Annotated in this window: 11 protein-coding genes and 1 pseudogene; 9 read left to right on the top strand and 3 right to left on the bottom strand. The window is 43.0% G+C overall.

The features are described from left to right. Window positions 1–490, bottom strand: a pseudogene (locus tag O9300_RS05760) (Rpn family recombination-promoting nuclease/putative transposase); the annotation flags it as partial. 569 nt (window positions 491–1,059) lie between these two features. Here O9300_RS05760 and hoxE point away from each other — a divergent pair. Next, entirely contained in the window at window positions 1,060–1,569 is a 510-nt protein-coding gene (hoxE, locus tag O9300_RS05755; RefSeq protein ID WP_002762924.1) for a bidirectional hydrogenase complex protein HoxE, read from the top strand. A gap of 28 nt (window positions 1,570–1,597) precedes the next feature. Further along, window positions 1,598–3,205: an NADH-quinone oxidoreductase subunit NuoF gene (nuoF, locus tag O9300_RS05750; RefSeq protein WP_287970538.1), complete on the top strand. Its 1,608-nt coding sequence runs from the start codon at window positions 1,598–1,600 to the stop codon at window positions 3,203–3,205. 11 nt (window positions 3,206–3,216) lie between these two features. Here nuoF and O9300_RS05745 read toward each other — a convergent pair whose 3' ends face one another. Next, a complete protein-coding gene (locus O9300_RS05745; RefSeq protein ID WP_287970536.1) occupies window positions 3,217–4,461 on the bottom strand; it encodes an RNA-guided endonuclease InsQ/TnpB family protein in 1,245 nt (414 codons plus the stop codon). Between the two features lie 49 nt (window positions 4,462–4,510). Here O9300_RS05745 and tnpA point away from each other — a divergent pair, with 49 nt between their 5' ends. The 7 genes from tnpA to O9300_RS05710 all read left to right on the top strand — a co-directional run bounded on the left by tnpA (window position 4,511) and on the right by O9300_RS05710 (window position 10,459). Continuing rightward, window positions 4,511–4,942, top strand: a complete 432-nt coding sequence (tnpA, locus tag O9300_RS05740) for an IS200/IS605 family transposase (RefSeq protein WP_079205551.1) — start codon at window positions 4,511–4,513, stop codon at window positions 4,940–4,942. Between the two features lie 148 nt (window positions 4,943–5,090). Then, window positions 5,091–5,576 carry a Tic20 family protein gene (locus tag O9300_RS05735; RefSeq protein ID WP_002762922.1) on the top strand — a complete coding sequence of 162 codons (486 nt, stop codon included), beginning with the start codon at window positions 5,091–5,093 and terminating at the stop codon, window positions 5,574–5,576. 292 nt (window positions 5,577–5,868) lie between these two features. Next, window positions 5,869–7,242 carry a gluconeogenesis factor YvcK family protein gene (locus O9300_RS05730; RefSeq protein WP_287970533.1) on the top strand — a complete coding sequence of 458 codons (1,374 nt, stop codon included), beginning with the start codon at window positions 5,869–5,871 and terminating at the stop codon, window positions 7,240–7,242. A gap of 173 nt (window positions 7,243–7,415) precedes the next feature. Then, window positions 7,416–7,724, top strand: a complete 309-nt coding sequence (psb34, locus tag O9300_RS05725; RefSeq protein ID WP_287970530.1) for a photosystem II assembly protein Psb34 — start codon at window positions 7,416–7,418, stop codon at window positions 7,722–7,724. A gap of 252 nt (window positions 7,725–7,976) precedes the next feature. After that, window positions 7,977–8,186, top strand: a complete 210-nt coding sequence (locus tag O9300_RS05720) for a DUF3134 family protein (RefSeq protein ID WP_008198246.1) — start codon at window positions 7,977–7,979, stop codon at window positions 8,184–8,186. 22 nt (window positions 8,187–8,208) lie between these two features. Continuing rightward, window positions 8,209–9,369 carry a DUF1611 domain-containing protein gene (locus O9300_RS05715; protein ID WP_190721392.1) on the top strand — a complete coding sequence of 387 codons (1,161 nt, stop codon included), beginning with the start codon at window positions 8,209–8,211 and terminating at the stop codon, window positions 9,367–9,369. 4 nt (window positions 9,370–9,373) lie between these two features. Beyond that, window positions 9,374–10,459 carry an alanine/ornithine racemase family PLP-dependent enzyme gene (locus O9300_RS05710; RefSeq protein WP_002762913.1) on the top strand — a complete coding sequence of 362 codons (1,086 nt, stop codon included), beginning with the start codon at window positions 9,374–9,376 and terminating at the stop codon, window positions 10,457–10,459. Here the strand turns inward: O9300_RS05710 and O9300_RS05705 are convergent. Then, window positions 10,434–10,559, bottom strand: coding sequence for a hypothetical protein (locus O9300_RS05705; protein WP_287970539.1), 126 nt, complete (start codon window positions 10,557–10,559; stop codon window positions 10,434–10,436). The two genes, O9300_RS05710 and O9300_RS05705, sit on opposite strands and share 26 nt — an antisense overlap. Between the last annotated feature and the right edge of the window lie 49 nt (window positions 10,560–10,608).

The following is a 10,608-nucleotide window of genomic DNA, read 5'->3' as shown; positions in this document are numbered from 1 at the left end:
CAAAGCTGAAGCAACCGGATTCGGTTGATTGAGAAAATCTCGCCAATTTAATCGATTTAACTGCACTACTTGATAGTTAAATTCTAAGACCTTAAAATCGGGAAAATCGACTACATATTGACTAATCGCTGCTCTTTTTGGGCCTTGAATAAGAAAAAATTACAATCGGATAAATCGGTAAGACAAATTTCTCATGAAAGCGAGCAAAATAAGTAAACATTCGCCGGTTAAACCACTTGCGGGAACTTTCCTGCGCCTCCACATGAATCAGGAAAAAAGATTCTTTTCCGCGAAACTTAACCTGTGCGACTAAATCGCTTTCATACCTTTCTCCTTCTGTGACATCGGTAAATACTTCTTTGTCTAAAAAAGTAATCGAGTCCCTATCTAAATAATCCATCAATTGAGGAAAAAATAACTCAATAAATTCGACAAAAAAGGTGGAGATTAACTCCTTAAATAAGCGATCATGGTCAATATTATTAGTCATGTAATATCATCTTAACTAATCTGAGTGATGAATGACTACTCTTCTCTATTGTATTCTGAAAAGTCGGTTGTGGCAACAGATTGTTATGACCTCATCCCTTTAACCTACGAGGAGAGGGGGATGCTTCCCGCAAAAAAACCCGCAGAAAACGGGTTTATCGAAGAAACCCGTTTTCTATTTCCAGGGTTCATCATAATTGATTGTAGGGCTAATTCATGAATTAGCCCTACAGCTATTACCTAGCTATATTCCACTGCTAAATCGAGCGACTCTTGTTCCCCACTTAAGCCCGCCATAAAAGGCCCTATTCGTTGATTAAACACTATTATAGGAAAGATGCAATGCAATCCTTGCTATCAAAGTAATTTCAGTTCCAGGCTGATTCGGAGCATCTTTCAATTTGACAAGGCCGAAAAATCCCCTATCCCCCAATAACTAAAGGAAAGATAAAGTTATCGATCGCCCTCCGGAGCCAGTGTCAGAATAAAAGCAGGGAGATGACCAAGGAAAACCGACAACTCTCCATCTTTTTCCCGTCATCGCCCCTAAAATTTATTTGGTTCAGATTTATGCAAACTGCCAATCCTCGTCAAACGGAGAAAAAAGAGCATCCCAGTGGCGATAAACGCTTCAAAGTCCTCGACATTACCATGAAGCGGGCAGGATATAATCAATCAGCCCTGATTGAAGTCCTGCACAAAGCCCAAGAAGCCTTTGGATTCCTAGAAGAAGATGTTCTCCTCTACGTTGCCCGGGCGCTAAAACTGCCCCTCAGTCGCGTCTATGGGGTAGCAACCTTCTACCATCTCTTTTCCCTGAAACCGGCGGGAAAACACACCTGTATCATCTGTATGGGGACTGCTTGTTATGTCAAAGGCAGCGGCAAAATCCTCGAAGACATCGAAAACGCCTTTGATGTCAAAGTGGGAGAAACCACCGCCGATGGAGAAATTTCCCTAGTGTCGGCCCGTTGTATCGGGGCCTGTGGGATTGCGCCGGCCGTGGTCTTCGATGGAGTCGTGGCCCCTAAACAAGATTCGGAAACTGTCTTAGCGAAACTACAGAGTTTCTCCCAGTAATTTTTCACTCTAGTGGATTGAGAAGAATATGGACTTACAAGAATTATTGGCAGTGGCCGAGAAAGAAAAAACTAGACAAAAAAGCATCCGGGTGCATTGTTGCACTTCCACCGGTTGCCAAGCTGCTAACTCCCTCCAAATCAAAAAAAACCTCGCCACTGCCGTCAAAGAGGCACACCTAGAGGATACAGTCGAAGTGGTCGGGGTCGGTTGTATGGGTTTTTGTGGTCGCGGTCCGTTGGTGGAAGTGGATCCCCAGGATCTCCTATACGAAGAAGTCACCCCGGAAAGTGCGGCCAGCATTATTGCGGCCTTAAACGGCGGCAAAACCGAGGTGCAATTAGGGGACTCAAAACATCCCTTTTTCTCCCATCAAGTCAAAATTGTCCGGGAAAATAGCGGTAAAATCGATCCCGATCGCATTGAGGAATATATCGCCGTCGGGGGTTATCAATCTCTCTACAAGGCCCTCTACGAGATGACCCCGGCCCAGGTGGTGGAGGAAATCACCAAAAGCGGTTTGCGCGGCCGGGGTGGTGCCGGTTATCCCACCGGTTTAAAATGGGCGACGGTGGCTAAACAACCGGGTAAACAAAAATACGTTATCTGTAATGCTGATGAAGGCGACCCCGGGGCGTTTATGGACCGTAGTGTTTTGGAAAGTGACCCCCATTTAGTCCTGGAAGGAATGGCGATCGCTGCCTATGCTGTGGGGGCCGACCATGGTTATATCTATGTTAGAGCCGAATATCCTCTGGCGATCGATCGTCTGCAAAAAGCGATTAATCAGGCCAAAAAATTTGGTTTAATGGGTTCCCAAGTATTCGAGTCCACTTTCGATTTTAAGGTGGATATCCGCATCGGGGCGGGAGCTTTTGTCTGTGGAGAGGAAACCGCTCTCATCCATTCCATTGAAGGCGGCCGCGGCACTCCTCGCACCCGTCCCCCCTATCCGGCCCAATCGGGTCTCGATGGTTGTCCCACCCTGATTAATAACGTCGAGTCCTACGCTAATATCGCCGCTATTATCCGCGAGGGAGCCGCTTGGTACGCCAATATCGGTACTGCCAGCAGTAAAGGCACAAAAATCTTCGCTTTGACGGGAAAAATCCGCAATAATGGGCTGATTGAAGTGCCGATGGGCATTACTCTCCGGGAAATTGTCGAGGAGATGGGGGGTGGTGTTCCCGATGGTCAAGTGAAAGCGGTACAAACCGGCGGCCCCTCTGGGGGTTGTATTCCCGCTAATTTACTCGATACTCCCGTGGATTACGAATCCTTAGCCAAACTCGGTTCGATGATGGGATCTGGGGGGATGGTGGTTATGGATGATACTACCAGTATGGTGGAAGTGGCGAAATTCTATATGGAGTTCTGTCGCGAGGAGTCCTGTGGTAAATGTATCCCCTGTCGCACGGGAACAGTACAAATGTTTGAATTATTGGCCAAAATTATCGCTCGAAAGGCCGATATTCACGACCTCGAAAACCTAGAACATCTCTGTCAAATGGTCAAAGAAACCAGTCTTTGTGGTCTTGGCCAAAGCGCCCCCAATCCGATTTTAAGTACCCTAAAGTATTTTAAGGAGGAATATCTGGCTCTGTTACAGGAAATCAAGCACCCCGTCTCTGTTTGAGATTGACATCCTCACCGCCGTGGCCGGACGGTGATGACCGGCAGATCAAACAAACTTAATTGAACGATCTTCGGTTGGGTTGACGCTTCACGGGATGCTGCTTCTTTAACAGAAGTCTTACACTTTCCTCTGCGTCCGTTTTTTGAGGTCTCCGATTGCCCACCGGCGACCTTGATATTAATTGCGGCGTTCACGTCTCGATCATGGAAAGTCCCACAGAAAAGACATTCCCACTCACGGATATTTAACGCTTTTTTCCCGCCGATATTCCCACAACAGAAACATCGCTGAGACGTTGGCTCCCATCGGGAAATTATCCGAAAATCACGCCCATATTTGTCAGATTTTGCCGATAGCATATCTCGAAAAGAACGCCATCCTAAATCTGATATAGCACGGGACAACTTGCGATTTTTAACCATTCCCGATGTGTTTAAATCCTCTAAAATTATCGTTTGATTTTCACGAACAATTCGAGTGGATAGTTTCTGCAAAAAATCAGTGCGAGTGTCTTTAATCTTTGCGTGGATTTTAGCTACTCGTTTCCTAGCTTTTTCCCGTCGGTTACTTCCTTTTTGCTTTCTAGAAAGGTTTTTCTGTGCTTTTCTTAGTCGTTTTAATCGTTTTTTTAACGGTTTCGGTGCGTCTATCTTTTCTCCTGTTGAGAGGGTAGCAAAGGTAGCAATCCCTAGATCAATTCCCACTGACTCCCCATTATTGGGAAGTATTTCGGACTGAATCTCGACGACAAAACTAAGAAAGTATCGATCTGATGCGTCTTTGATCACGGTGACGCTAGAAGGTTTAGAAGGTAATGGGCGACTCCAAACTATTCTTAAATCACCGATTTTCGCTAAAGTAACGCAGTGTTGGTTAACGGTAAAACCATTATCGGTAAATCTTGCTAATTGTTTAGATTTACGCTTCTTAAATTTAGGAGGTTTGACTTTCTTTCCTTTTCTTTCTCCCTTGCAAGATGCAAAAAAGTTAGAATAGGCTGTCTCTAAGTCTCTCAAAGACTGCTGTAAAGGGATAGAAGAAACCTCGGTTAACCACTGTTTTTCTTCTGTTTTCTTGACTTGAGTTAGTCTTTTAGATAACTCAGTATATTTTGGCTTTTTCTCCCCTTGTCGATAGAGTTCTTGACAGTAGGCTAAGGTATCGTTCCAGACAACGCGCACACACCCGAACAACTGAGACAAAAGCCTCTTTTGTTGGTCTGTTGGGTAAATACGGTATTGATACCTTGCTTTCATTGGGTTAAGATATGTGTGTCTGTATTTATTTTAACTAGGTCTGTTAATAATGTCAAGTCGGTTGCGAAAAGAAAGAAACTCTGTTTCCGATTTAAAGATACACTTGGTCTGTGTGACAAAATACAGAAGAAAGGTTTTTACTGGTAAAAGTCTGACTTTGGTTGAAAAGTCTTTTAAAAGTCTGACTTTGGTTGAAAAATCTTTTAGAGAAGTTGCGGAAAAGATGAATTTTCAGATATTGGAATTTAATGGGGAGTCTGATCATGTACACGCATTGATTGAATACCCACCGAAACTATCTATTTCCGTGATGGTCAACTCTTTAAAGGGAGCCTCTAGTCGTAGGTATGGACAAGCTGGTTATCCTAAGCCATACGGGAAAGACGCTCTTTGGTCGCCCAGTTATTTTGTATCTTCTGTAGGAGGTGCGCCACTGGAAGTTCTTAAGTGCTACATCAAAAATCAGGAAAAGCCGTCGTAAAACGACGGGGTTTTAACCCAAATTTTCGATAACTCGATCGAGGCCTAACAATCTTCGGCCTCGATCAATTTTTTCGGTTACGCGAAGTCTGATGGGCTGCCGGGTTATCTTGAAGAGAGTTAGCAGTAGTCTCAGGAGACAATAGATTATGACTTGGCGCGGCTCAACCGATACAAAAGATCGCATTTTTGCAGCTTTAGTATATCTTTTACCCTTATATTCCGCTTTTGCCTTCGGTATCTTTATCTTTCAGCAAATTCCTTTTTTAGGAGCGGCCTTAGCAATAGCCTTATATCCCTTAGCTTTTCTCTATAGTTCTCTGGGAAGCTTTGGCAGTTTAATTATCTTTTTCGTCCTCTTTTTCGCCGTGGTACGCAATCCCCGCATCAGTCATTTTATCCGCTTTAACACCATGCAGGCGATTTTAATCGAGATTTTGGTGTATTTATTGGGATTGGTCTTAGGTTTCGTCGCTAGGGGTTTAGGGGCGAATTTAGTGGTAGAAACTCTTTTTAACGTCGTCTTTTTGGGAGCATTTGCCGCCTGTGTTTACAGCATTATACAGTCGGTTATCGGCAAATACGCCGATATTCCCACAATTTCCGAGGCGGCCTATTCTCAAGTGGGAGGTTAGGTTAGGCTGGCTGAATGAATCTAAAAACCTTGTTGGGTAAGACTTTTAGACTTTTTGGCAATCAAAAAGTACCAGATATGGGAGTGATCGGGGGGAAAATCCCTGGACTTTTTCTCTGAAAATTAGGTAATTGACCTCCTCAAAATCGGGAAAACCCTACACCCTACACCCCACACCCCACACCCTCTCCCCACAAAAAACTTTTTCAGCAGACCCTAATTAAGCTTGAGTTTGTCCCCTTTTTCGGCTACAGTCTCTCCAGAATCAATGCGTTCGCTGCCAGGCCACATCTATGAGTCCATTTAAACAGACCCTACGGGAACTCAACGCTCAGAAGGGGAAAATAGCCGCTTCTGTGGGCAGAAAAACGCCTAAACGAGTTAATCGTTGGTTTAAATGGCTTTCTCCCGGTCTTTTTGTCAAACGCTGGCTTTTAATCAGTTTAAGCGGCGTTTTTCTCACCTCCTTCGGTTTGGCTATTTGGGTAAAATTAACCCCGGTTAATCGCTTTTTAGAGTTTGTTTCCCAAGCATTAGAAATGATCGCCCGTTTAGTCCCCAATTCTGTTTCCGGGCCGCTGGCGGTTTTGCTGGGTGTCTTTTTGTTATTCTGGGGTCAGAGTCGCACCGTCGAAACGATTACAGAAGCACTACAACCGGACGCATCGGAGGAATTAGTTGATCTCCTACGCACCCATCGTCGTCTCCATCGCGGCCCGAAAATTGTGGCCATCGGTGGCGGTACGGGTTTATCGACGCTTTTACGCGGTTTAAAACAGTATAGTTCTAATATCACCGCTATTGTCACCGTAGCTGATGATGGCGGTTCTTCGGGCCGATTACGTCGGGAAATGGGCATTTTACCCCCGGGGGATATTCGCAATTGTATCGCCGCTTTAGCCGATGAGGAAAAGTTATTAACGGAATTGTTTCAATATCGCTTTCATGCCGGGGATGGTTTATCGGGCCACAGTTTTGGTAATTTATTTATCAGCGCTATGACCGAGATTACCGGCGATCTGGAACAGGCGATCGATGCTAGTGCCAAAGTTTTGGCCATTCGCGGTAAAGTGCTACCTGCTACCCTTACCGATGTTAGTCTCTGGGCTAAGTTAGCCGATGGGCGCATTATTGAGGGAGAATCGAAGATAACCGAAGCTATGGGGCAAATTCGTCAGATTGGCTGTCATCCTGCCGATCCGGTCGCTTTACCGGCTGCTTTAGCGGCAATCAAGGAGGCAGATTATATTATTATCGGGCCGGGTAGTCTTTATACCAGTATTATCCCTAATTTGTTGGTTCCCGCAATTCGTCAGGCCCTAGCACAGGTGACAGTCCCCCGTGTCTATGTTTGTAATATTATGACCCAGCCGGGGGAAACGGATAATTATTCGGTGGCTGATCATATTCGGGCGATCGAAAAAGTCTGCGAGGAACGCGTCTTTGATGCAGTTTTAGCCCAAAGAACTGCACCATCGCCCCAATCTCTGCAATTATACGCCCAAGAGCATAGTCATCCTGTGTTTTTAGACCGCGAGGAGGTGGGAAAAATGGGTTATCGCATTGTTTTAGCGAATGTAATGGCAGAAGATGAAGTTACTGCCAAAGTTAGTCATGATCCCCAACGTTTAGCGCGAGTTTTATGGCGCTGGTATGCTAAAAAGTGAATAGCGAGATGACTAAATGTTTTTATCTAGCTTTGTCAAGTTATAAAATCATATTTTTGGCTTTAATTTGCCGACATTAGCCAAATTTGCTGATTAAAGCCCTAGGAAAAAATTAGCCTAAAAACCATTTCGCCTTATTCTGTGTTATACTCAGATTTTGAAGAGAGATGATCATGCACTACTCTACTAAATCTAATCAAGAGACAGGTGCGACAGTCTATTCCCCAAGCGATGGAAGTGAATTAATTCCTGCTGAGGTTAAACTAGATATAAACGGGCAAAACTATCAATCACTTAATATACCTCTCCCAGAGGGCTATACAGTAGATGATGAAGGAATCATCAATAACTATGGTAGCGAACCCAAGATTTATCTATCAAAATACCCATCTTTAGAACAGCAAAAATGGTATATTTTGCAAGGAGTAGGGGCGGTTTTGTTGGTTGCTTTGGTGTTATTAATCACCTTTTCCGTTAGCTAGATAAAAACCGTAGGATTGACATTTAAGTTGAGCGAGACAGGAAAACTTTAATTTACACCATAGAGTCTGCATCCCAAGTATCGGGAGCATATATTGGAACCGACTCTATCTATCTGTCCAAATAGTAAATCTGACAGCTGAACTTTTTTACTTTACTAAACTTGACAATTTTTTTCAGTTTTTTGTGGGTTGCTTCGTGATCAACAATAGAACAACCAATAGAGTTAACTTCTCAAAGGAAATTCAACAGGTATGAAATTTAATCCTTCTCTTAGTCAAGAACCTCGCTATCAGGCAATTCCTGTTATGCAGATAACTTCCAAAGAAACCCTTCTCCATTGGTTAGAACGGACAGGAAGATTAAAATTACGTCAATCTGATGCTCATCCCGATTTGCAAATTTTAGAAGAACTAGACGATATTATCGATCCAGATAATTATGCTATAGAAGAAGAAGAATAAATAGTCTTACTGGGAGTTAGGAGTGAAATTTCAATTATCTAATATTCAGGAGATTAAGAAAGTGGTATCAACGAAAAAAACGGCTTTAATTTACTGTGAAAATCAGTTTGGACGTGTGGACGGAAAAACGGCAGCTGGCTTGATCCGACAATCAGAAATATATACAATTGTTGGAGTGCTGGATAGTTCCTTAGCGGGAAAAGATGCGGGAGAAGCATTAGGAGATAAAAAAAATCATATTCCCATTTTTGCCAATTTACAAGCAGCCTTAGAAAAACTTAGAGATGTTCCCAATTGTTATATCTACGGCAAAGCACCCTTAGAAGCGTTTATTCCCCCCCTAGAAAGGCTGCTAATTTTAGAAGCAATGGCACAAGGAATGGAGATTATTAATGGTTTGCATCAATTCTTCTCCGAGGATTTAGAATTTAGGGAGCAAGCTAGTCAGTATGGTGTGCAAATTACAGACATTCGTAAACCACCACAATTAGCTGATCTTCATGTATTTACTGGGCAAATTTCCCAAGTAAATATACCCGTTATTGCCTTTTTAGGAACCGATTGTGCTTGCGGAAAAATGACCACTGCGGTGGCAGTTAATCAAACTCTCCAAGGCTTGGGTATTAAGTCTGTCTTAGTCGCTACTGGACAAACTAGCTTGATGCAGGGAGCAAGATATGGGGTTTCGATCGATGCTTTGGTTTCTCAATTTGTCATCGGTGAAATTGAAAATGCTGTGGTTCAAGCTTTTGAGCAAGAAAAACCCGATATTATTTTAGTGGAAGGACAAAGTTCTCTGAGTCATCCTGCTTTTATGAGTTCCGTGGGAATTTTGAAAGGAAGTAGGCCCGATGGGATTATTTTACAACATCCCCCAGCCCGAAAATTTCGCTGTGATTTTCCTCATTTAGCCATGCCAAAATTACAGGAAGAAATTTCACTAATTGAGGCAATTTCTCCCACTAAAGTTATCGCTATTGCGATTAATCACGAAAATCTCACCGCAGCAGCCACTGAGCGTATTATTGCCAAATATGAGCGAGATTTTCAGTTACCGACTACTGATGTTTTGTTACACGGATGTGAGAAATTAGTCCAAGCTTTATGCGATCGCTTTCCGAAATTAAACCGGAAAATCAAAGGGGAAATTTTAGCTGCAATTCCCGCAATTGGGAGCAAATAGGCTGATGAAAGACCTTTTACCCAGAATCGAGATTTCTCTCCCGAAAATACGCCATAATGCTCGTTTACTCTGCCAATTCTACGGCAGCAAGGGACTTTCTGTGATGGGAGTTTCCAAAGCGATTTTGGGTGATCCCTCGATCGCCTTGGCGATGATTCAAGGTGGAGTCAACTTTATCGCTGACTCTCGAATCGAAAATATTCTCAAAATGAAACAAGCAGGAATAGTGACAACTTTTGTTCTGTTGCGTACGGCCTTGAGTCAAGCAGAATCAGTGGTTAACATTGCAGATATCAGCTTAAATACCGAATTAGCAACAATTCAGGAACTTTCCTATTATGCTCAAGAAAAGCAAAAAATACACCGCATTATTATCATGACGGAGTTAGGGGATTTACGCGAAGGTGTACTGCCGAAAGATCTGGTCAAGTTCATCAAAAAGACCCTCGCTTTTCCCTTTATCAAAATTATTGGACTGGGTTGTAATTTGGCTTGTTATGGAGGTATTAAACCTGATAGCCATAATATGAGCAAATTATCTGTGTTAACAGATACAATTGAGCAGGAATTTTTAATAAAATTACCGATTATTTCAGGAGGCAATTCTGCTAACTATCAATGGTATCAAAAAAGTAGCGAAGTTGGTCGGATTAATAATCTGCGTTTAGGAGAATCAATTTTATTAGGTTGTGAAACAGTTAATCGACAAGTTATACCCGGCTTATATACCGATGCTTTTCGGTTAATTGCTGAAGTAATCGAATCTAAAGATAAACCATCTCTACCCTCTGGAGAAATTGGTCGAGATGCTTTTGGTAATGTTCCCAGCTTTATCGATCAAGGCATTCACCGTCGAGTTATTATTGCATTAGGAAGACAGGATATTCTTATCTCTGGATTACAAACAAGTCAGGAGATAAAAATATTAGGTTCTAGTAGCGATCATCTAGTTCTTGATAGTCATAACAAGAGGTTAAAAGTAGGAAGCGAAGTCAGTTTTAATCTTGATTACGGGGGACTTTTAACAGCCATGACTTCTCCTTTTATTACTAAAAGTTATGCTCTCAATGCAGTAGCACAACTGTCTTGATCGATGAATAAATAGGGTTTGCTGAAAAAGTTTTTCCTGGGGGCAGGGTGTGGGGTGTGGGGTGTGGGGTGTGGGGTTTTACCAGTTTTGAGGTGGCCAATTACCTAATTTTCAGGGAAAAAGTGCCTAAATTTCCCCCCGATCACTCC

Source organism: Microcystis sp. LE19-195.1E, from assembly GCF_027532095.1.
In the GTDB taxonomy this organism is placed as follows: domain Bacteria; phylum Cyanobacteriota; class Cyanobacteriia; order Cyanobacteriales; family Microcystaceae; genus Microcystis; species Microcystis aeruginosa.
Note: the sequence above shows the minus strand (reverse complement) of the source record. Positions and strands in the feature narration are given on the sequence as shown.

Coding starts and splice junctions, on each gene's coding strand:
- O9300_RS05745 (WP_287970536.1), bottom strand. CDS start 4,461: ATGAAAGCAAGGTATCAATACCGTATTTACCCAACAGACCAACAAAAG.
- O9300_RS05720 (WP_008198246.1), top strand. CDS start 7,977: ATGAAATTTAATCCTTCTCTTAGTCAAGAACCTCGCTATCAGGCAATT.
- nuoF (WP_287970538.1), top strand. CDS start 1,598: ATGGACTTACAAGAATTATTGGCAGTGGCCGAGAAAGAAAAAACTAGA.
- O9300_RS05710 (WP_002762913.1), top strand. CDS start 9,374: ATGAAAGACCTTTTACCCAGAATCGAGATTTCTCTCCCGAAAATACGC.
- hoxE (WP_002762924.1), top strand. CDS start 1,060: ATGCAAACTGCCAATCCTCGTCAAACGGAGAAAAAAGAGCATCCCAGT.
- O9300_RS05735 (WP_002762922.1), top strand. CDS start 5,091: ATGACTTGGCGCGGCTCAACCGATACAAAAGATCGCATTTTTGCAGCT.
- psb34 (WP_287970530.1), top strand. CDS start 7,416: ATGCACTACTCTACTAAATCTAATCAAGAGACAGGTGCGACAGTCTAT.
- O9300_RS05730 (WP_287970533.1), top strand. CDS start 5,869: ATGAGTCCATTTAAACAGACCCTACGGGAACTCAACGCTCAGAAGGGG.
- tnpA (WP_079205551.1), top strand. CDS start 4,511: ATGTCAAGTCGGTTGCGAAAAGAAAGAAACTCTGTTTCCGATTTAAAG.